20 protein-coding genes and 2 tRNA genes are annotated in these 19,925 nt (G+C 73.5%); 10 read left to right on the top strand and 12 right to left on the bottom strand.

The features are described from left to right. The 5 genes from L332_RS0115780 to clpX all read right to left on the bottom strand — a co-directional run. On the bottom strand, window positions 1-228 hold a 228-nt coding region (locus L332_RS0115780; protein WP_031224362.1), incomplete at its 3' end, for a hypothetical protein. Between the two features lie 334 nt (window positions 229-562). Next, entirely contained in the window at window positions 563-2,593 is a 2,031-nt protein-coding gene (locus tag L332_RS28085) for an iron ABC transporter permease (protein ID WP_021011687.1), read from the bottom strand. After that, window positions 2,590-3,576, bottom strand: coding sequence for an ABC transporter substrate-binding protein (locus tag L332_RS28080; RefSeq protein ID WP_021011686.1), 987 nt, complete (start codon window positions 3,574-3,576; stop codon window positions 2,590-2,592). The genes L332_RS28085 and L332_RS28080 overlap by 4 nt, the downstream gene beginning before the upstream one ends. A 41-nt stretch (window positions 3,577-3,617) precedes the next feature. Then, window positions 3,618-4,436 carry an ABC transporter ATP-binding protein gene (locus tag L332_RS28075; protein WP_021011685.1) on the bottom strand — a complete coding sequence of 273 codons (819 nt, stop codon included), beginning with the start codon at window positions 4,434-4,436 and terminating at the stop codon, window positions 3,618-3,620. Window positions 4,437-4,480: 44 nt separating this feature from the next. Further along, entirely contained in the window at window positions 4,481-5,758 is a 1,278-nt protein-coding gene (clpX, locus tag L332_RS28070; RefSeq protein ID WP_031224361.1) for an ATP-dependent Clp protease ATP-binding subunit ClpX, read from the bottom strand. Window positions 5,759-5,900: 142 nt separating this feature from the next. Here clpX and L332_RS28065 point away from each other — a divergent pair, with 142 nt between their 5' ends. After that, window positions 5,901-6,542, top strand: a complete 642-nt coding sequence (locus L332_RS28065; RefSeq protein WP_021011683.1) for a copper resistance CopC family protein — start codon at window positions 5,901-5,903, stop codon at window positions 6,540-6,542. A gap of 96 nt (window positions 6,543-6,638) precedes the next feature. Here L332_RS28065 and L332_RS28060 read toward each other — a convergent pair whose 3' ends face one another. The 3 genes from L332_RS28060 to tig all read right to left on the bottom strand — a co-directional run bounded on the left by L332_RS28060 (window position 6,639) and on the right by tig (window position 9,396). Then, window positions 6,639-7,304: an ATP-dependent Clp protease proteolytic subunit gene (locus L332_RS28060; RefSeq protein WP_021011682.1), complete on the bottom strand. Its 666-nt coding sequence runs from the start codon at window positions 7,302-7,304 to the stop codon at window positions 6,639-6,641. Next, window positions 7,304-7,918: an ATP-dependent Clp protease proteolytic subunit gene (locus L332_RS28055; protein ID WP_021011681.1), complete on the bottom strand. Its 615-nt coding sequence runs from the start codon at window positions 7,916-7,918 to the stop codon at window positions 7,304-7,306. The genes L332_RS28060 and L332_RS28055 overlap by 1 nt, the downstream gene beginning before the upstream one ends. Before the next feature lie 122 nt (window positions 7,919-8,040). Further along, window positions 8,041-9,396, bottom strand: coding sequence for a trigger factor (tig, locus tag L332_RS28050; protein WP_021011680.1), 1,356 nt, complete (start codon window positions 9,394-9,396; stop codon window positions 8,041-8,043). Window positions 9,397-9,552: 156 nt separating this feature from the next. Between tig and sigK the strand changes: the two genes are divergently transcribed. From sigK to L332_RS28025, 5 genes are all read left to right on the top strand, one after another. Continuing rightward, a complete protein-coding gene (sigK, locus tag L332_RS28045) occupies window positions 9,553-10,161 on the top strand; it encodes an ECF RNA polymerase sigma factor SigK (RefSeq protein ID WP_081646205.1) in 609 nt (202 codons plus the stop codon). Beyond that, the gene (locus L332_RS28040; protein ID WP_021011678.1) at window positions 10,158-10,934 is read left to right on the top strand and encodes an anti-sigma factor; all 777 of its coding nucleotides are present in this window, start codon (window positions 10,158-10,160) and stop codon (window positions 10,932-10,934) included. The genes sigK and L332_RS28040 overlap by 4 nt, the downstream gene beginning before the upstream one ends. Continuing rightward, complete coding sequence (locus tag L332_RS28035) at window positions 10,935-11,840, top strand: DMT family transporter (RefSeq protein WP_021011677.1); 906 nt, start codon at window positions 10,935-10,937, stop codon at window positions 11,838-11,840. It abuts the gene before it with no gap. A 74-nt stretch (window positions 11,841-11,914) separates the two neighbouring features. Further along, complete coding sequence (locus L332_RS28030) at window positions 11,915-12,613, top strand: RraA family protein (protein ID WP_021011676.1); 699 nt, start codon at window positions 11,915-11,917, stop codon at window positions 12,611-12,613. Between the two features lie 37 nt (window positions 12,614-12,650). Beyond that, complete coding sequence (locus L332_RS28025) at window positions 12,651-13,490, top strand: PhzF family phenazine biosynthesis protein (RefSeq protein ID WP_021011675.1); 840 nt, start codon at window positions 12,651-12,653, stop codon at window positions 13,488-13,490. Between the two features lie 7 nt (window positions 13,491-13,497). Here the strand turns inward: L332_RS28025 and L332_RS30490 are convergent, their stop codons facing one another. The 3 genes from L332_RS30490 to L332_RS28010 form a co-directional block, all read right to left on the bottom strand. Continuing rightward, window positions 13,498-14,328, bottom strand: a complete 831-nt coding sequence (locus L332_RS30490; RefSeq protein ID WP_021011674.1) for a Rossmann-fold NAD(P)-binding domain-containing protein — start codon at window positions 14,326-14,328, stop codon at window positions 13,498-13,500. Window position 14,329: 1 nt separating this feature from the next. Continuing rightward, a tRNA-Pro gene (locus L332_RS28015) sits at window positions 14,330-14,404 on the bottom strand. A 57-nt stretch (window positions 14,405-14,461) separates the two neighbouring features. Continuing rightward, on the bottom strand, window positions 14,462-16,237 hold the full coding sequence (locus L332_RS28010; RefSeq protein WP_021011673.1) for a cytochrome c biogenesis protein DipZ: 1,776 nt from the start codon (window positions 16,235-16,237) through the stop codon (window positions 14,462-14,464). 158 nt (window positions 16,238-16,395) lie between these two features. Between L332_RS28010 and L332_RS28005 the strand changes: the two genes are divergently transcribed. Together L332_RS28005 and L332_RS28000 are read left to right on the top strand one after the other, a co-directional pair. Then, the gene (locus tag L332_RS28005; protein ID WP_021011672.1) at window positions 16,396-17,094 is read left to right on the top strand and encodes a fasciclin domain-containing protein; all 699 of its coding nucleotides are present in this window, start codon (window positions 16,396-16,398) and stop codon (window positions 17,092-17,094) included. A gap of 82 nt (window positions 17,095-17,176) precedes the next feature. Beyond that, window positions 17,177-17,668 (top strand): hypothetical protein, encoded by a 492-nt coding sequence (locus tag L332_RS28000; RefSeq protein WP_021011671.1) that lies wholly within the window; start codon window positions 17,177-17,179, stop codon window positions 17,666-17,668. Here L332_RS28000 and L332_RS27995 read toward each other — a convergent pair. Further along, the gene (locus L332_RS27995) at window positions 17,665-19,077 is read right to left on the bottom strand and encodes a GH1 family beta-glucosidase (protein ID WP_021011670.1); all 1,413 of its coding nucleotides are present in this window, start codon (window positions 19,075-19,077) and stop codon (window positions 17,665-17,667) included. The genes L332_RS28000 and L332_RS27995 overlap by 4 nt on opposite strands. 105 nt (window positions 19,078-19,182) lie before the next feature. On the opposite strand from L332_RS27995, the gene L332_RS27990 reads away from it, so the two are divergent. Together L332_RS27990 and L332_RS27985 are read left to right on the top strand one after the other, a co-directional pair. Further along, window positions 19,183-19,253, top strand: a tRNA-Gly gene (locus tag L332_RS27990). A gap of 160 nt (window positions 19,254-19,413) precedes the next feature. Next, window positions 19,414-19,925, top strand: a 512-nt coding sequence (locus tag L332_RS27985) for a hypothetical protein (RefSeq protein WP_041204179.1), incomplete at its 3' end; no start/stop codon positions are given.

Genomic DNA, 19,925 nt, shown 5'->3' with positions numbered 1-19,925 from the left:
GTGCGCCTCGGAGATCTGGATCTGCCGGAGGATGAACTCGAGGTCGTTCTGGTTCAACGCGAACGACGGGTTCTCATCGGTCACGGCGACCGCGGGGCTCGGAGTCGCGACGACGGCGATGGGGACGGCTATCACGAACGCCGACAGGAGGGCGATCGAGTTGCGCCGCAGCCTCTCGCCGAAGCGGCGAGATCGCAGCGGCGGGCTGCTGGGGTTGGGCGCGTGCACGGTGACTCCTCTTGGTCTGCCCGGCGGAGGACTCCCCCCCGGGCGGTCGCTCACGGTCAGCCGCGGCACCTTCGCCGCGGCCCGACCCACGCGCTGCGCGGGTCGCTGAGCTGTGCTTGCTTCGGTCACCGTCAAGGGTGATTCGTGGCTGGAGAAGCCTCAATACATAGACGCTTCAGGGCGCCTGAGGAGATTCGCACTCCGGCCCCGGGGTACGCCGATCCGTACCCCACGCTCGCGTCGTGCTGAGGGCATGATCGGCGGACGCTAGGTGAACGCTGTTCCCGAACAGTTCTAGAACATGCTTCCCGTGGTGTTACGCAACATCGTCGCGTCAGCGCGAGCGGCCGGCCTGCAGCACGAGCCAGATGAAGTACGGGATGCCGACGAGCGCCGTCATCACGCCGGCGGGGAGCTGCGCCGGGGCGATCAGGGTGCGGCCGAGGGTGTCGGCGAGCAGGGTGAGCGAGCCGCCGAGCAGCGCCGCGAGCGGCAGCAGTACGCGATGCCTGGCGCCGACGAGCGCTCGCGCCGCGTGCGGTGCGACGAGGCCGACGAACGCGACCACGCCGATCGCGGCGACCGCGGTGGAGGCGAGCGCGACGGCGAGCACGAGCGCGACGACCTGCACCCTCGGGAGCCGCACGCCGAGCAGGCGCGGCGTCGACTCGTCGAGCTGCGCGAGGTCGAGGTCCCGGTGCATCCAGACGAGCGCGAGCACCGCGACGACGATCGTCACGGCGACGGGCACGACGTCCTCCACGCCCCGGCCGTAGGTGCTGCCCGCGAGCCAGACGATGGCCTTCGCGCGGTTGTAGGGGTCGGTGACGACGATGAGCATGCTCGTGAGTGCCGCGGTGCCGGCGGAGAGCGCGAGGCCGGTCAGCACGAGCCGGAGGGTGCCGAGCCGGTGCCAGCCGACGAGCGCGATGACGAGGGCGCCGACTGCGGCGCCGCCGGCGAGGGCGCCGCCCGCGACGAGCCATCCGGCCGCGGCGGGGACGAGGGTGATGACGCCGATCGCGCCGAGGCCCGCGCCGCCCGCGACCCCGAGCAGGTAGGGGTCGGCGAGCGCGTTGCGGGCGACCGCCTGGACGAGCGCGCCGGAGAGCGCGAGCGCGACGCCCGCGAGCACCGCGGCGACGACGCGCGGCGTGCGCGTGTCGAGCGTGACGCGCACCGCGTCGCCCGCGCGACCGGCGAGCCAGTTCGCGACGTCGCCGAGCAGCAGCATCCGGTCGCCGAGCAGCACGGCGCCCACGGCGAGCGCGGCGAGCAGCACGGCCGTGACGGCGATCGGCAGCCACGCGCGGGCGGCGAGCGTGCGCGAGCCGAGCACCGTCATCGACTCGCTCTCGGCCGCGCCCGCCATCGAGCGCGCGAGCACGATGATGCAGGCGGCGCCCACGAGGCTCGTCACGACCCCGGTCGGCACGTCCATCGAGCGGATGCCGCCGAGGACGAAGCGCAGGAGCACGTCGGAGGCGACGACGAGCACCGCACCGCTGAGCGCGGCGAGCGGGATCGCGACGACGTGCCGAGCGGCACCCGGCACTCGGGCGGCGAGCAGCCGCACGACGATGGGCGCGGCGAGCCCGACGAAGCCGATCGGTCCGGCGATCGCGACGGCGGCGGCGGCGAGCGCGACCGCGGCGACGAGCGTCGTGAGGCGGAGCCGGCCGACGCCGACGCCGATCGTGGTCGCGGCCTCCTCGCCGAGCGCGAGCACGTCGAGCCGCCGGGCGAGCAGCAGCAGCGCGGCGATGCCGAGCAGCACGAGCGGCAGCAGCTGGGCGACCGTGCCCATGCCGTTCTGCGAGAGCCGGCCGACTCCCCACGCGTAGAGGCCGGCCGTCTCCTGCTCGGCGAGGATGATCGCGACCGTCGACACCGACTGGAGGGCGAGCGCGAGCGCGGTGCCGACGAGCACCATCTGCGTCGTCGAGCCGCGACCGCGGCCGATCGCGACGACGGCGAGCGCGGCGACGATCCCGCCGGCGAAGGCGAGAGCGGCGCCCCCGAGACCAGGGAGGCTCACGCCGAGCACAGCGGCGAGCGCGATCGCCGCGCCCGCGCCGCCGTTCACGGCGAGCGTGTCGGGCGACGCGAGCGGGTTGCCGGTGATGGTCTGCATCGCGTACCCCGCCGCGCCGAGCGCGAGGCCCACGACGATCGCGGCGGCGGTGCGCGGCAGCCGGCTCTCGAGGATGATGGCGCTGTCACCGCGCTCTCCGCCGAGCCAGCCGAGCAGCTCGGTCGCGCCGAGCTGCGTCGTCCCCTGCGTGACGTGCCACGCGGCGAGGAGGAGGAGTGCGACGAGGAGGGCCGCGCCGAGCGCGAGCCCTCCCGGTCGGACCCGGGTCACGGCGTGGGCGAGAGCGACGCGAGGACCGCGTCGAGGTAGGCGCTCACCGAGTCGACGCCGCCGAAGAGCCAGATGCCGTCGGGCAGCCGGTGCACGCGGCCCGCCTGCACCGAGGGCAGCCCCGTCCAGATCGCGTTCGAGGTGAGCTGGTCGGCGAACACGTCGCGGTCGCCGACGGTCATGTAGAGGATGTGCGACTCGGGGTCGAGCGCCGTGAGCCCCTCGACGTCGGTGATGCCGAGCCCGTACTGCGGGTCCCCCTCCCCCGGCCAGCCGTTCTCGAAGCCGATCTCCTCGAACGCCGCGGGCAGGAGCGCGCCGTCGGCGTAGGGGCGGATCTCGATCTGGCCGCCGCTCTCATAGCCGTCCATGTGCGCGAGCGGCGTGCCCGTCAGGCCGGCCTCGTCCACCTGCCCGGCGAGCTCGTCGAGGTGCGCCTCGAACTCCTCGATCGCGCGCTCGGCGGCGTCGCCCGTGCCCGTCGCCTCGGCGACGAGCCGCAGGTCGGCGAGCATCGCGCCGAGGGGATCGGATGCGTCGGCTCCGGCGAGCACGACGACCGGCGCGATGGCCTCGAGGTCGCTGTACGACGCGTCGTCGCGCCCCGCGACGGCGACGATGAGGTCGGGGGCGAGCGCCGCGATCGAGTCCATCGACGGCTCGGTGCGTGTGCCGACGTCGGTCGGCTCGCCCTCGAGCGGCGCGCCGGTGCCCGCCCAGCTCGAGTAGCCTTCGACGTCGGCGACGCCGACGGGCGCGATGCCGACGGTCTGCAGGTGCTCGACCGCGACCCACTCGAGCGCGACGACCTCGGTCGCGCCCGCGGGCACCTCGACCTCGACACCGCGCGCGTCGGTCACGGTGATCGCCGAGCCCTCGGGCTCCGCGCCCTGGCTGGAGCCGGCCGGCTCGGTCGTGCCGCACGCGGTGAGGGCGAGCGCCGAGAGCAGCGCGGCACCGGCCAGCAGGGTTCGCTTGGACATGGGGGTCCTTCCTCGAGCGCTCGGCCCGATGGGAGTGTGCGTCACGCGGCGCGCGACACGAGAGGCCGGCGGCGGAGCCGCTGCGGCCGGATGCGCAGGCCCGAGGGGTCGGGCTCGACGTCGATGGGCACCTCGTAGGCGGCGCTGAGCCGCTCGGCGGTCAGCACGTCCGCGGGGCTGCCGGTCGCGACGATCCTGCCGTGCACGAGCAGCACGACGTCGTCGGCGACCTCGGCGGCCTGCTCGAGGTCGTGGAGCACGATGCCGACCGCGACGCCGTCGTCGGCGAGGTCGCGGACGATCTCGAGGATCTCGCGCTGGTATCGCACGTCGAGGAACGTCGTGGGCTCGTCGAGCAGCACGATGCCCGTCTCCTGGGCGAGGCACGTCGCGAGCCACACGCGCTGCCGCTGGCCGCCGGAGAGCTGGGCCACCGGCTGGTCGGCGAGCGCATCGATGCCGGTCGCGGCCATGGCGCGCTCGATCACCTCGGCCCCGCGCGGGTCGCCGGACCGGAAGCGCCCGCGATGCGCGAACCGGCCGTAGGCGACGACCTCGCGCACGCTCACGCCGGAGGGATCGGGGTGCGACTGCGCGAGCAGCGCGATGCGGCGCGCGAGCTCGCGCTCGGCGAGGCCGGATGCGTCGGCCCCGTCGGCGAAGAGCACGCGCCCCGCGCTCGGCCGGTGGAGCGCGGTGAGGCCGCGCAGCAGCGTCGACTTGCCCGAGCCGTTCGGGCCGACGAGGGCCGTCACGCGGCCGGGCGCGAGCGCGATCGAGGCGGCGTGGACGATCGCCTCCCGCCCGTACGCGAGGGTGACGTCGTCGGCGCGCAGCGCGCTCGATCCGATGCGGTTCACGAGGTAAGGCTAGCCTTACCTACGGTGGTCCCGCAACGCGCGGCTCAGGCGGAGAGCTCCTGGATGTCGTCGGCCGTGAGCACGATCGGCGCCTCGCCGCCCGCGACCGCCTCGCGCGTCACGATGACCCGCTCGACGCCCTCGCGCGACGGCACGTCGAACATCACGGGCGCGAGCACGGTCTCGAGGATCGCGCGGAGCCCGCGCGCGCCGGTCTTCCGCTCGACGGCGAGGTCGGCGATCGCCTCGAGCGCCTCGGGCTCGAAGTCGAGCTTCACGCCGTCGATCTCGAACATCCGCTGGTACTGCTTCACGAGCGCGTTGCGCGGCTCGGTGAGGATCTGCACGAGCGCGTCGCGATCGAGCGGCGACACCGTCGCGATGACGGGCAGCCGGCCGATGAACTCGGGGATGAGCCCGAACTTGTGGAGGTCCTCGGGCAGCACGTCCTGGAACACGTCGAGGTCGGGCTTGAGCGAGGCGACGGGCGCGCCGAAGCCGATGCCGCGCTTGCCCGCGCGGTTCGCGATGATGTCCTCGAGGCCGGCGAAGGCGCCCGCGACGATGAAGAGCACGTTCGAGGTGTCGATCTGGATGAACTCGGAGTTCGGGTGCTTGCGCCCGCCCTGCGGCGGCACCGACGCGACCGTGCCCTCGATGATCTTGAGCAGCGCCTGCTGCACGCCCTCGCCCGACACGTCGCGCGTGATCGACGGGTTCTCGGCCTTCCGCGCGACCTTGTCGATCTCGTCGATGAAGATGATGCCCGTCTCGGCGCGCTTGACGTCGAAGTCGGCGGCCTGGATGAGCTTGAGCAGGATGTTCTCGACATCCTCGCCGACGTAGCCCGCCTCGGTGAGCGACGTCGCGTCGGCGACCGCGAACGGCACGTTGAGCTGCTTCGCGAGCGTCGACGCGAGGTACGACTTGCCGCAGCCGGTCGGCCCGACCATCAGGATGTTCGACTTCTGGATCTCGACGGCATCGCCGGCGGCGTCGGCCGACTCGAGCTGCTTCGCGGCGCCGATGCGCTTGTAGTGGTTGTAGACCGCGACCGCGAGCGACTGCTTCGCGCTCTGCTGGCCGACGACGTACTCCTCGAGGAACTCGAAGATCTCGCGCGGCTTCGGCAGCGTGAAGCGCTCGGGCTGCGCGCCCTCGCCTGCCTCGGCGGCGCGCTCCTCGATGATCTCGTTGCACAGCTCGACGCACTCGTCGCAGATGTACACCGCTGGGCCCGCGATGAGCTGCTGCACCTGCTTCTGGCTCTTGCCGCAGAAGGAGCACTTCAGCAGATCGCCGCTCTCTCCGAGTCGTGCCATCTCGCCCTCCTCCATCGTCTGCGAGCGCGGGCTGCGCCCTGCGTCGAGCCTAGAGCAGGCCGCCGACACGACGGCCGACCACGCCGGGGCCGGCCCGATCGGCGCCCGGCCCGCGCCTCCTCCTCCTCGATAGGCTGGAGGCATGCATGCTGCCCTCGCCGCGCTCGCGGCCGTCGTCCTCCTGCCCGCCCACGCCGCCGTGATCGGCTCGACGCCGAGCGACGGCGACACGGTCACCGAGCAGCCGGGCACCTTCGGCGTCGTGCTGAACGAGGAGATCCTCTCGCTCGCGGGGGCCGACTCCGCCAACCGGCTGCAGCTGACCGACGCGGCCGGCCTCTACTACGGCGACGGCTGCGCCGTCGTCGAGGGCGACACGATCTCGCTCGAGGCGCAGCTCGGCGCGGCGGGCGACTACTCGCTCGCCTACCAGGTGGTCTCGGCCGACGGGCACCCCGTCGACGGCTCGGTGTCGTTCGCGTTCGAGCCCGCCGACGGCGAGGCGGGCGCAGCGGGATCCGAGACGGCGCCCATCTGCGGCGTCGCCGCCCCGGACGCGAGCGAGCCGGCGTCGACGACCGAGCCCGAGGCATCCGTCGACCCGAGCGAGGCGGCGCCCGGCCCGGTCGCGACCGATGACGCGACGCCGACCGACGCCGCCGAGGGCGACGAGGGCGGCGAGTTCCCGTTCATCGCGATCGGCGTGATCGCGCTGCTCGCCGTGCTCGCGATCGTCGCCTACACCGTGAACCGCGGCTCCCGCCGCCGGCGCGACGACGCGTGACCCCGGGCATCCGCCGCCCTTGACGACGGGTCGCATGACGACGGGCCGGCACTCCCGTGGGAGGCCGGCCCGTCATCGTGCGTCGTGCGTCGACGCCTAGCCGAGCAGCTGCGGCGCGGTCTTGCGGCTCGTGAGCACCTGGTCGATGAGGCCGTAGTCGAGGGCCTCCTGCGCCGAGAGGAACGTGTCGCGCTCGATGTCCTTCGAGACGCGCTCGACCTCCTGGTCGGAGTGCTTCGCGAGCGTCTCCTCGAGCCACTCGCGCATGCGGAGCACCTCGCGCGCCTGGATCTCGATGTCGGATGCCTGCCCGCGGCCCGCGTCGGACGTCGCGGGCTGGTGGATGAGGATCCGGGCGTTCGGGAGCGCAAGGCGCTTGCCCGGCTCGCCAGCCGCGAGCAGCACGGCCGCGGCGGAGGCCGCCTGGCCGAGGCACACCGTCTGCACGGCGGGCCGGATGTACTGCATCGTGTCGTAGATCGCCGTCATGGCCGTGAACGAGCCGCCGGGCGAGTTGATGTACATGACGATGTCGCGGTCGGGGTCCTGCGACTCGAGCACGAGCAGCTGCGCCATGACGTCGTCGGCGGATGCGTCGTCGACCTGCACGCCGAGGAAGATGATGCGGTCCTCGAACAGCTTCGCGTAGGGATCCTGGCGCTTGAAGCCGTAGGCGGTGCGCTCCTCGAAGCTCGGGAGGATGTAGCGCGAGCCGGGCATCTGGAGGGCGCTGCCGCCCGCCTGGAACGTGGGAGTCTCCATCAGTTGCCGCCCTCCTGGTCAGCGGTGCCGTCCTGGTCGGTGCCGCCGCCGCCCGTGACGTCGCTCGCCGACGCCCGGAGGTGGTCGACGAAGCCGTACTCGAGCGCCTCCTGCGCCGAGAACCAGCGGTCCCGGTCGCCGTCGGCGTTGATCTGCTCGACGCTCTTGCCCGTGCGCTCGGCCGTGATCTCGGCGAGGCGCTTCTTCATGTCGAGGATGAGCTGCGCCTGCGTCTGGATGTCGCTCGAGGTGCCGCCGAAGCCGCCGTGCGGCTGGTGCAGCAGCACGCGCGCGTTGGGCGTGATGTAGCGCTTGCCCGCCGTGCCGGCGGTGAGCAGCAGCTGGCCCATCGACGCGGCCATGCCGATGCCGACGGTGACGATGTCGTTCGGCACGAACTGCATCGTGTCGTAGATCGCCATCCCGGCGGTGATCGAGCCGCCGGGCGAGTTGATGTAGAGGTAGATGTCCTTGTTCTGGTCCTCTGCGGCGAGCAGCAGGATCTTCGCGCAGATCTCGTTCGCGTTCTCGTCCCGCACCTCCTGGCCGAGCCAGATGATGCGGTCGCGCAGCAGCCGGTCGAAGACCGACGGCGCGAGGACGGGTTCAGCCACGGGTGACTCCTTCTCTCGGTTGCTCTCCACACTAGGTGAGCGGGAGGGGCGCCCCCGCGCGTGTTCGCCGCAGGCGGAGGCATGCGAGAGGGCCGGGCGGGAGCCCGGCCCTCTCGAGGTGCTCAGTCCTCCTGGTGCTGCGCCGCGAGCTTGGCCTCGGCCTCGCGGATCGCGCCCTCGACGTCGTCCTCGTCGACCTCGTCGGCCGGCGGCAGGAAGTCGGAGAGGTCGACCGCCTCGCCCTTGTCGTCGACCACCGACACGCGGCCGAGCAGGGTCGAGAGGGTCTTGCCGCGCAGGATGTCGCCGAGCAGCACGGGCAGCTGGCCGTTGGCCTCGAGCGCCTGCACGAGCTCTTGCGGCGCCATGCCGTACTGGGCGGCCTGCTGCACGATGATCTGCGTCAGCTCCTCCTGCGTGACCTGCAGGTCCGCCTCCTCGGCGAAGCGGTCGAAGAGCATCTGCTGCTTGAGGAGCTTGCGCGTCTCCTGGCGCACCTCCTCGCCGTGCTCCGTGTCGTCGGCGCGGTTCTCGGCCTCGAGGTGGCGGGTGACCTCGTCCTCGACCACGGCCGAGGGGACCTCGATCTCGACCGCCTCGACGAGCTCCTCCTGCAGGCGCTGGCGCGCCTGCTCGGCCTGGCCCATGCGGCGGCTGCGGGCGGCCTGCTCCTTGAGGTCGGCCTTGAGCTCGTCGATCGTGTCGAAGGCACTCGCCATCTGGGCGAAGTCGTCGTCGGCCTCGGGCAGCTCGCGCTCCTTGACGGCGTCGACGGTCACGGTGACCTCGGCGTCCTTGCCGGCGTGGTCGCCGCCGACGAGCTTCGAGGTGAAGGTGGTCTCCTCGCCCGCGGTGAGCGAGTCGACGGCCTCGTCGATGCCGTCGATGAGCTCGCCCGAGCCGACCTCGTAGGAGATGCCGTTGGCGGTGTCGACGACCTCGCCGTCGATCGTCGCGGTCAGGTCGAGCGTGACGAAGTCGCCCTCGGTCGCGGGGCGGTCGACCGTGACGAGCGTGCCGAAGCGGCTGCGCAGCGCGTCGAGCTCCTCCTGCACGGCGTCGTCGCCGATCTCGATCGCGTCGACCGTGATGGTGCGGCCGTCGACCTCGGGGAGGTCGAAGTCGGGGCGCACGTCGACCTCGATCTCGAGCACGAGGTCGCCTGAGAAGTCCTTGAGCTCGGGCCACGCGGTGACGTCGGCCTGCGGACGGCCGAGCGGGCGGATGCCGGCCTCGGCGACGCCCTGGCGGTAGAAGTCGTCGATCGACTCGGAGACGGCCTGGTTGAGGATCTCCTCGCGCCCGATGCGCTGGTCGATGATCGCCGCGGGGACCTTGCCCTTGCGGAAGCCGGGGATGCTGATCTGCTCGGCGACGGCCTTGTAGGCGCTGTCGATCGCGGGGCGCAGCTCCTCGGGCTCGACCGCGATGGTCAGCTTGGTGCGCGTGTTCTCGATCTTCTCGACCGTGGTCTTCACGGGGTGGTCTCCTGAGGTTGGTGGTTGTGCGGCACGAGGGCCAGCGGTGCGTAGGCACGCGAGATCCACCGCGTGCGGGCGGACCATCGTCCGAGTCTAACCGGCCCTCCTGCCGATCGGGCCAATCCGCCTGTTCGCCCGCGACGAATCCCGGGCATGACCGCCATCGCCGAGCCCCGAGCGGCCGCCCGCTGGCGGCCTGCAATACTCGGGCGAGTGGAGACCTCGCTCGAGCAGTGCCTCGTGCGCGCGGCCGATGGCGACGAGCGGGCGTTCGCCGAGCTCTACGACGCGACCGCGGCGCGGGTCTTCGGCCTCGTGCTGCGCATCCTCGTCGACCGCGCGCAATCGGAGGAGGTCGCCCAGGAGGTGTACCTCGAGGCGTGGCGGCAGGCGAAGCGGTTCGACCCGAGCCGCGGCGCCGCGATGTCGTGGCTGCTGCAGATCGCGCACGCCCGCGCGGTCGACCGGGTGCGCTCCTCGCAGTCGCAGCGCGACCGCGACGAGCGCATCGGTGTGCGCGACACGGCCGTCCCTGTCGACGAGGTCGCCGAGCAGGTCGAGATCTCGCTCGACGCGGCGAGGGCGCGGCGCGCGCTCGGCGAGCTGAGCGACGCGCACCGCGAGGCGATCGAGCTCGCCTACTTCGAGGGGCTCACGCAGAGCGAGATCGCCGAGCGACTCGGCGCGCCGCTCGGCACGGTGAAGACGAGGCTCCGCGACGGCATGGAGCGCTTGCGCGGGATCCTGGGGGTGACGACATGACCGACGAGTCCCGGCCCGTCGACGAGCTGGCGGCCGCCTATGCGCTCGACGCCCTCGAGCCCGCGGAGCGCGCCCGCTTCGAGGCGGAGGCGTCGCCCGAGGCGCTCGAGGAGGCGCGGCAGCTCGCCGACACCGCCGCGCTGCTCGCGGCCGACGAGGTCGCGCCGCCGCCGAGCCTGCGCGCGAGCGTGCTCGACGCGATCGCCCGCGAGCCGCAGCGCGACGAGGCTCCGCCGCTCACCCGGCCCACCGCATCCGCCCCGCACCGAGACACGGATGAGCCCCGCGCGCACGTCGCGGCCGCCCGCCCGCCGGGCGCCGCCGAGCGCCGCGCGCGAGCGCGCTGGCGCCCCGCCCGAGTGCTCGGCGCGATCGCGGCCGGGTCGGCGCTGCTGCTCGGCGGCGTCGCGATCGGCTCGCAGCTGGGCGGCGAGTCGCAGCAGGAGGCGCTCGGCGCGCTCGTCGCGGCGCCCGACGCGGAGCGCAGCGAGGTGGAGCTCGCCGACGGCGGCATCGCGACCGTCGTCTGGTCGCCCGCGCGCGAGCAGTCGGCGATCCTCTTCGACGGCCTCCCGCCGGCGCCCGAGGGCGCCACCTACCAGGCGTGGTTCATCGACGGTTCGGGCGCGCGATCGGCCGGCGTGTTCGAGGCGTCGAGCGCGTTCCTGCTCGAGGGCGAGCTGTCGGCCGGCGCCGCGATCGGCGTGACGGTCGAGCCGGCGGGCGGCTCCGAGGCGCCGACGAGCGACCCGATCCTCGTCGTCGAGACCTAGGTGGCGCCGCAGGGCGCGGGCCGGCTCGGCGCGGCCGCGATCACCGTCGCGTCGATCGGGCTCATCGTGACGTGGAGCTCGGGCTTCGTCGGCGCCGAGCTCGCGGCTCGCGCGGGCGGCGAGCCCATCACGGTGCTCGCGTGGCGCTTCGTCGTGCTCGCCGGGATCCTCGTCGCCGCGATGCTCGTGCTGCGCCGCCGGTGGCCGGGGCGCGCGAGCTGGCTGCGCCAAGGCACCGTCGCGGTGCTCAACCAGGCGGCCTACCTGCTGCTGATCTTCGAGGGCGTCCGCGCGGGCGTCGACGGCGGCACGGCAGCGCTCATCGCGGCGCTCCAGCCGATGCTCGTCGCGACGATCGCCGGCCGCTTCCTCGGCGAGCGCGCGAACGGCTGGATGTGGCTCGGCATGGCGGTCGGGCTCGGCGGCGTCGCGCTCGTCGTCTCGGGAGCGCTCGGCGGCACCGGCGCGCCGCTGTGGGCGTACGCCCTCCCGCTCGCCGCGGTCGCGTGCCTCGGCACCGGCACGGTGCTGCAGCGCCGCTGGCACATGCACGACGACCTGCTGCAGACGCTCACGATGCACTCGATCGTCGCGGGCGCGGTCTTCATGGCGGTCGCGCTGCTGCGCGGGCACGCCGCTCCCCCGACGACGGGCGACGTCTGGTTCGCGGTGCTGTGGCTCGTGGTGCTCTCGAGCCTCGGCGGCTACGTGCTCTACGTCACCGTGACCCGCTCGCACGGGGCGACGTTCGTGAGCACGATGCTCTACTTGACGCCGCCGACGACGATGCTGTGGGTGTGGCTCGTCTTCGGCGTGCCGGTCACGCCGCTCGGGATCGTCGGACTCGTCGTGGCGGCCGCCGGCGTCGCGATCGTGCTGAGCGCGCAGCGGCGCGGGAGGCGCTGACCGGCGCAGCCACGCCGCACGTCGCGACGAGGGCGCGCATCATGGAGGCACGCGCTCGAGGGGTGAGGAGCAGCATGGACGACACGACGACGGGGTTCCGCGACCTCTCGACGGCCCATGTGGCGGATGCGTGCATGCGGCTGGGCGTGCCCGTGCGGTGCGGCCCGGCCGGCTTGCGGCCCGTGCTGCCAGGCTCGCGAGTCGTCGGCCGCGCGCTGCCCGCGCAGCACGTGGGCAGCGTAGATGTGTTCCTCGAGGCGCTCGAGCGGTCGGAGCCGGGCGACGTCCTGCTGGTCGACGACGGCGGACGCGCCGACCGCGCGTGCGTCGGCGACCTCGTCGCGCTCGAGGCCGCGGGCGCGGGGCTCGCCGGCATCGTCATCTGGGGGCTGCACCGCGACTCGGCCGAGCTGCGCGAGATCGCGCTGCCGGTGTGGAGCCTCGGCGCATCGCCGACCGGCCCGGCGAGCGTCGAGCGGCAGCCCGCGGACGCCCTCGAGGTCGCGCGGCTCGGCGAGCACGCGGCCACACGCGGCGACCTCGTGCTCGCCGACGACGACGGCGCGATCCTCGTGCCCCTCGCGCACGCGAGCGCCGTCGCCGACGCCGCCGCGCGCATCCGCGACACCGAGCGCCGTCAGGCCGAGAGGATGCGCGCCGGCTCGAGCCTGCGCGAGCAGGTGCGCTTCCGCGGCTACCTCGATGCGCGCCGCACCCGCGGGATCGGCTTCCGCGAGCACCTGCGCGACGTGGGCGGCGCGATCGAGGAGTGAGCCGACGCATCCGTCACCATCCGAGGAGGAGAGCCGCATGACCCGTCAGCACCGCTTCGCCCAGGTCGACGTCTTCGGGGCCGAGCCATACCTCGGCAACCCCGTGGCCGTCGTGCTCGACGCCGAGGGCATCGACGACGCGACGATGCAGCGCATCGCGCGCTGGACGAACCTCTCGGAGACGACGTCCGTGCTGCCGCCGACGACGCCCGAGGCCGACTACCGGCTGCGCATCTTCACGCCCGGCGGCGAGCTGCCGTTCGCGGGCCACCCGACGCTCGGCTCGGCGCACGCGTGGCTCGAGCACGGCGGCGAGCCGCAGCGCGCCGACCGCATCGTGCAGGAGTGCGAGGCCGGCCTCGTCGAGGTGCGCCGGGGCGACGTGCTCGCCTTCGCCGCTCCCCCGATGCGCCGGACGGACGAGCTCGACGCCGACCACCTCGCGCGCCTCGTCGACGCGCTCGGCATCGCGCCCGAGCGCGTCGTCGGGCACCAGTGGGTCGACAACGGGCCCGGCTGGTGCGTCGTACAGCTGCCCTCGGCGCAGGAGGTGCTCGACCTCGAGCCCGACCTCGCGCGCATCCCCGACGCGATGGTGGGCGCGATCGGCGCCTACCCGCCAGGCTCCGAGCACGCGTTCGAGCTGCGCTCCTTCGCCCCCGCGGTCGGCGTGCCCGAGGATCCCGTGTGCGGCAGCATGAACGCCTCCGTCGCGCAGTGGCTCACGAGCACCGGCGCCGCGGAGCGCTCCTACGCCGTCTCGCAGGGGCGCCGGCTCGGTCGCGCCGGCTCGATCGCGATCGACGCGGATGCCGACGGCACCGTCTGGGTGGGCGGTGCGACGATCACGTGCTTCTCGGGCACCGCGATCGCGTGATGCGGCCTCAGCGCCCGAGCAGCGCGCGGTAGCCGTCTTCGAACGACGGGTAGCGCAGGGTGCCGAGCAGCGCCGCGAGGCGGTCGCCGCGGAGGACCGTGCCGCTCGGCACCGCCGGCTCGATCCTCGGGGGCGGCGGCACGCCGAGCGCCTGGGCGATCCACGTCACGACGTCGCCGAGCGGAGCCGGGCGCGCATCGACGGCGTGCAGCAGCTGCGGCGGGTCCGGCTCGCGGAGCATCGCCTCGAGCGCGCGCACGAGGTCGGTCTCGTGGATGCGATTGGTGCGCCGCGCGTACTGCATCGGTGCGCCCTCGCCCACCCTCCGCACGAGCATGTCGCGACCCGGGCCGTAGATCCCCGCGGGCCGCACGACGAGCGCGCCGAGGCGGTCGATCGCGAGCCGCTCGCCGTCGAGCAGCGCCGTCGCTCGCGCCGACGCGGGGGCGGGCTCGGCCGACTCCGAGAGCGGTGTCGGCCCGGCGCGACCCTCGAGCACGCGCGTGGACGAGACGAGCACGACGCGGCGCGGCGCGACGGGCAGTGCGTCGGCGAGGTGCCGGAGCGATCGCACGTACGGCGGCTCCGCGCCGTCGTCCGCGCCGGGCGGCAGCGTGATCACCACGTCGTCGACCGCGGGGATGATGGAACCGGCCAAGGGTTCGCGGAGGTCGGCCGAGATCGGCGCGAAGGCGCCGGGCAGGGCACTCGTGTCGCGACGCAGCGCGAGCACCTCGCCGCCGTCGGCGGCGAGCCGCAGGCCGAGCCGTGTGCCGAGCTTGCCGCAGCCGACGAGCAGGGTCCTGCGCGGCTCTCGCGCCGCCTCGCTCGGTCGCACGTCGGGGCGACAGGATTCGAACCTGCGACCTCCCGCCCCCAAAGCGGGCGCTCTAGCCAAGCTGAGCTACGCCCCGTAGGGATCGCTCCCGTACAGCCACCGATCCTACTGGCGCGGCCCGGCCGCCAACCGCTCACCCGAAGGTGAAGGAGTAGGCCTCGACGCCCTCCGGCACCGTCACCTCGATCGTGCCCTCGCGGCTCGAGTCGCGCTCGAGCAGCGGGTACGACCGCGGCGTGCCGCGCACCTCGAGCTCGACCCGCTGCCCGTCGACCGACGCGACGACCGTGCCCGAGCCTGCCAGCACCATCCGCACCTCTCGCCCCCGGTACTCGAGCCGGATGCGCGCCTCGTCGCCCCGGGGCGTGGCGAACTGCGTCTCGAGCCGCCACGCGCCCTCGAGCGCGAACGTGTCGCGCGCCTGCTCGGCCGGCAGGCGGAACGCCTCGGTCTGCGTCGAGTAGCGCTCGTCGCCGCCGAAGTTCTGCACCTTCGTCGTGCCGAGGTACGACTCGGGCGTGACGGATGCGTTGTCGGGCGTCGCGTCGGCGACCTCGGTGGGCGCGGGCAGCGCGACCGCGGGGTCGGCCTGCTCGAGCAGCTCGCGCAGCATCCGCTCCCCCTCGGCGTAGCCGCCCTCGCCGAAGTGCACGTTGCGGACGACGCCCTCGGCGTCGATGAGGTAGCGGGCCGGCCAGTAGGCGTTGCGGTAGCTCGTCCAGGTAGAGAGGCGGTTGTCGATCGCGACCGGGTACTCGATGCCGAGCGCGGCGGCGCCGGCGACGACGTTGTCGCGCTCCTTCTCGAACGCGTACTCGGGGCTGTGCACGCCGATGACCTGCAGCCCCGCGTCGCGGTAGGCGTCGTACCAGGCGTTGACGTGCGGCGCCGAGCGCTGGCAGTTGATGCACGAGTAGGCCCAGAAGTCGACGAGCACGACCTGCCCGCGCAGGTCGGCGAGGTCGATCGGCGCGTCGCCCGGCGTGTTGAACCACGACTCGATGCCGCGGATGCTCGGTGCGGTGCCGCACTCCTGCAGCTCGGTCGCGCCCGGGTCGCACAGGTCGAGGTCGCGGTTCTCGTCGGTCTCGAGGCCGCCGATCGAGATGGCCTCCTGCACGCGCTCGTCGCCGGCGATCGCGTCCTGGATCGCGGCGGTGTAGTCGGGCACGAGCCGCTGCAGGCGCGCCGGCACGTCGAGTACGAGGCCGAGCGCGAGCGCCAGCATGAGCGCGCCGGAGACGACGCGGATGGCGCCCTGCCGACGGCGGAAGGCCGCGATGCGCTCGGCGAGGCCGCGGCCGGCGAGCGCGAAGAACAGCAGCGGCAGGGCCGCGCCGATCGCGAACGACACGGTCAGGACCACCGTGTCGGCGCCGATCCGCCCGGTGGAACCGGCGACGGTGATCGCGGCGAGCACCGGCCCCGCGCACGGCACGTAGACGGCGCCGAGCGCGAGCCCGAGCGGGAAGCCCTGCAGGCGGCCCGTCTGCAGCTGCGGGATGCGCTGGAAGGGCTTCTCGAGCACGTGCTGGACGACGGGCACGATGAGCCCGACGCCGATGAGCGCGAGCACGACGATGCCAGCCCAGCGCAGCACGTCCTGCGGCAGCCCGAGGAGGCTCAGCAGCAGGCTCCCGAGGAGCGTCATGAGGGTGAAGCTCACGACGATCCCGGCGATCACGAGGTACGGCCGCCAGCGCGAGACCGCGCGGGGACGGGCGGCGACCGCGGTCGCGACCCCGCCGCCCGCCGGTGCCGTCGCGCCCGCGTCGGCAGCCGCATCCGTCGACCGTGCCCCGCGCGCCGACTGCATGCCGCCCGAGAAGAGGATGACGGGCAGCACGGGGATGATGCACGGCGAGATGCCGGTGATGAATCCCCCGAGCAGTCCGATGAGCGCGAGCATGGTGCCTCCTTGGCCTTTCGACGGGTTCGGCGCGGAGGGCGGTGCGGATGGGTCCACGACGCGGATCGGCCGGTTCCAATCCGTGCCGGGCCGGCCTCCGAAGCCCCTGCAGCACCGGCTCCCACGGGCCGGGGACCGAACAGGGAAGGAGAGCAGCGATGCTCACCAAGAAGAACCCCACGATGGCCGGGCTCGTGCTCGCGGGAGCGGCGACGCTCGTGCTCGCGGGCTGCTCGATGGGCGGCTCGACCGAGACCGCCGACGAGTCGATGGCACCGTCGATGGCGCCCAGCACCGCGCCGAGCTCCGAGGCGATGGAGGGCGACGACGCGGAGGCGATGGACCCCGCGTACGCGAACCTCGTCGGCGCGGCCTGCGCGATGTACGACGAGGAGGTGCCCGACGGCGCCGGCTCGATCGTCGGCATGTCGCAGGACCCGGTCGCGGTCGCGGCCTCGAACAACCCGATGCTCACGCAGCTCGTCGCGGCCGTCTCGGGCGAGCTGAACCCGGAGGTGAACCTCGTCGACACCCTCAACGGCGACGAGTTCACGGTCTTCGCGCCGGTCGACGAGGCCTTCGCGGCGCTCCCGGCCGAGACCGTCGAGATGCTGCAGTCGCCCGAGGACGCCGATGCGCTCACGTCGGTGCTGACCTACCACGTCGTGCCGGGCCAGATCGCGCCCGACATGATCGCCGGCACGCACACGACCGTGCAGGGCGAGGACATCATGGTCGAGGGCGAGGGCGACGACCTCATGGTCGGCGGCGCGAGCGTGCTGTGCGGCGGCGTGCAGACCGCCAACGCGACGGTCTACCTCGTCGACGCGGTGCTCATGCCGCCGTCGATGGGCTGATCCGCCGATCGAGCCCGGGCCGGCCCTGCGGGGCCGGCCCTTCTCGCGCCGCGAGCGTGCGCCGGTGCGGCATGCTTGCCGCATGACCGAGCCCGAGACGCCCACGGCACCGGAGTCGCCGATGCGCGCGCGGTACGGCTGGCGCGACCCCGCCGCGAACGAGTTCACCGTCGGCGACATCGCGTTCGGCTGGATCGTCGGCGTCGGCGGCGTGCTCGCGGGTTCCCTGGTCTTCGGGCTCCTGCTCGTCGCCGAGGGCCTCGTCGTCGCGCTCGTCTACGGCGCGATGATCGGCCTCCCCGCGCTGACGCTCTACGGCGTCCCGGTGGCGGTGGCTGCGGCGACCGCGCTGCGCCGCGTGCCGGCGGAGTGGGTGCACCTCGTGGCATTCGGCGGTCTCGGCGCGCTCGGCGGCGCGCTCGCGGTGGTCGTCTTCAGCGGTGGGGACCCGGCGTGGGGCATCCTCTACGCCCCCGGCACCCTGACGGGTGCGGCGACCGCGGTCTCCGCTCGCGCGCTCGCGAAGCGCCGCGCGCTCCGCACGCGCGGCGCCGAGCCCAAGGCCGCGGGCTAGAGCGTCCGCTCGCGGATCATCCGCGAGAGCTCGCGCCCCGAGTCCTTCACGGTGCGCTCCTGGGTCTCGTAGTCGACCCGCACGATGCCGAAGCGCTTGTGGTAGCCCCACGCCCACTCGTAGTTGTCCATGAGCGACCAGTACATGAAGCCCTTGACCGGCACGCCGGCCTCGACCGCGTCGAGCACGGCGCCGACATGCCCGCGGAGGAACTCGGTGCGCTCGGCGTCGTGGATGCGCGCCTCGCCCGTGGACGCATCCGTCACGACCTCGTCGTCGTAGGCCGCGCCGTTCTCGGTCACCCAGAGCTCGACGCCCTTCGCGGCCGTGTACTCGTCGTGCAGGTGGCGGAGGAGCTTCGTGAGGCCGGCGGGGTTGACCTCCCAGCCCATGTTCGTGGTCGGCACGCCCCGCGGGTGCGCCTGCACGCCCTCGGCGGCGGGGTACGGGCTCGCGATCGGCCGATCGGTGGGCGCGTCGTTCACGACCGGCACCTCGGGCGTCTCGTACGAGACGGCGTCGTCGTGGTAGTAGTTCACGCCCAGCACATCGATCGGCGCGGCGATGATCTCGAGGTCGCCCTCCTGCACGACGGCGTCGAGGCCGAGCGGGCCGACGTCGCGCACGAGGGACTCGGGATACTCGCCCGTCATGATCGGGTGCACGAAGAAGCGGTTGTACTGGTCGTTGAGGCGTCGGGCGGCCTCGAGGTCGGATGCGCTCGTCGGGTCGATCGGCTCGGCGGGCTGGAAGTTGAGCGTGATGCCGACGCGCTCGGCGCCCGCCTCGCGCAGCGCGCCGACCGCCATGCCGTGCGCGAGCAGCAGGTGGTGGCCTGCCTGCAGACCCGCCTCGACGCTCTGCCGACCGGGCGCGTGCGCACCGGCCGTGTAGGAGAGGAACGACGAGCACCACGGCTCGTTGAGCGTCGTCCAGTTCTGCACCCGGTCGCCGAGCGCGTCGTGCACGGTGAGCGCGTACTCGACGAAGCGGTGCGCGGTGTCGCGGCTCGTCCAGCCGCCCTGCTCCTCGAGCGCCTGCGGCAGATCCCAGTGGTAGAGCGTGAGCCACGGCATGATGTCGGCCGCGAGCAGCTCGTCGACAAGCCGCGAGTAGAAGTCGATGCCCTTGGCGTTGGGCTCCCCGCCGTCGGGCCGCACGCGCGCCCAGCTCGTCGAGAAGCGGTAGACCTGCAGCCCGAGGTCGCGCATGAGCGCGACGTCGGCGGGCATGCGGTGGTAGTGGTCGCACGCGACGTCGCCGTTGTGGCCGTCGATGACGGCGCCCGGCACGCGCGAGAACGCGTCCCAGATGCTCGCGGTGCGCCCGTCCTCGAAGGCGGCGCCCTCGATCTGGAAGGCCGCCGTCGCGGCGCCGAGGATGAAGTCGTCAGGGATGCTTCGCTGCACGGTGTCGAGCGTAGCCGGGCCGCGCGGGCGCTGACGCCGCACGGACGAAGGGGGCGGATGCGGTAGATTCGTCGCGTCCCTGCGCGCGCGTCGCGCTCGGGGCGCGCGGGCGTAGCTCAATGGTAGAGCCTCAGTCTTCCAAACTGATTACGCGGGTTCGATTCCCGTCGCCCGCTCCGCTTCCTGCGGCTGGGCCGCCCCCTCCGCCCGCTGAGCCGCTGAGCGCGCGCAACGCGCACTGCGCGTCGGGCTCAGCGCCTGACCGGCCAGAATCGGTTCTCCACAGCCCCGCTCCGGGCTCGCTCGCGTGTCAGTGGTGCGTGGTGGAATGCGTGCATGGATGAGTGGTCGGGGCTCGATGCGGAGGAGTACATCGCGTCGATCCGTGCGGGCGCGATCGACCCGCGCGGCCGCACCGCGGACGAGCTCGAGGAGGAGCTCGCCGCCTACGACCGGGACTGGGCGGAGCGGCTCGCGCTCCTGAGCGACGCGCAGGTCGAGGAGGTCATCGCCGGCCGCATGGAGGTGCCGCCGCTGCCGGGCACGATCGATGCCCGCTCGGAGCACGTGCGCGCTCTCGATGCGGTCGCCGGCCGGATGCGGGCCATCGAGCAGCGCCGCGCGCGGCTCGAGGCGGAGGAGCGCGAAGTGCTCGCAGCGGAGCTGCAGCGACTGCGTGACGCGGGCGGCGACAGCGGCATGGCGGTCAAGGAGAGCGCCTCGGTCCTCGCGGCCGAGCTGCGCCTCTCCGACCGGGCGATGGAGCGGAAGCTCGTCGAGGCGTGGACGACCGTCACCGACCTCCCCGCCGCCCATGCCTCGCACAAGGCCGGCCGCATCACCGGCAC

It is taken from the genome of Agrococcus pavilionensis RW1 (assembly GCF_000400485.1).
GTDB lineage: Bacteria > Actinomycetota > Actinomycetes > Actinomycetales > Microbacteriaceae > Agrococcus > Agrococcus pavilionensis.
This window is presented reverse-complemented; position numbering and strand designations above follow the sequence as displayed.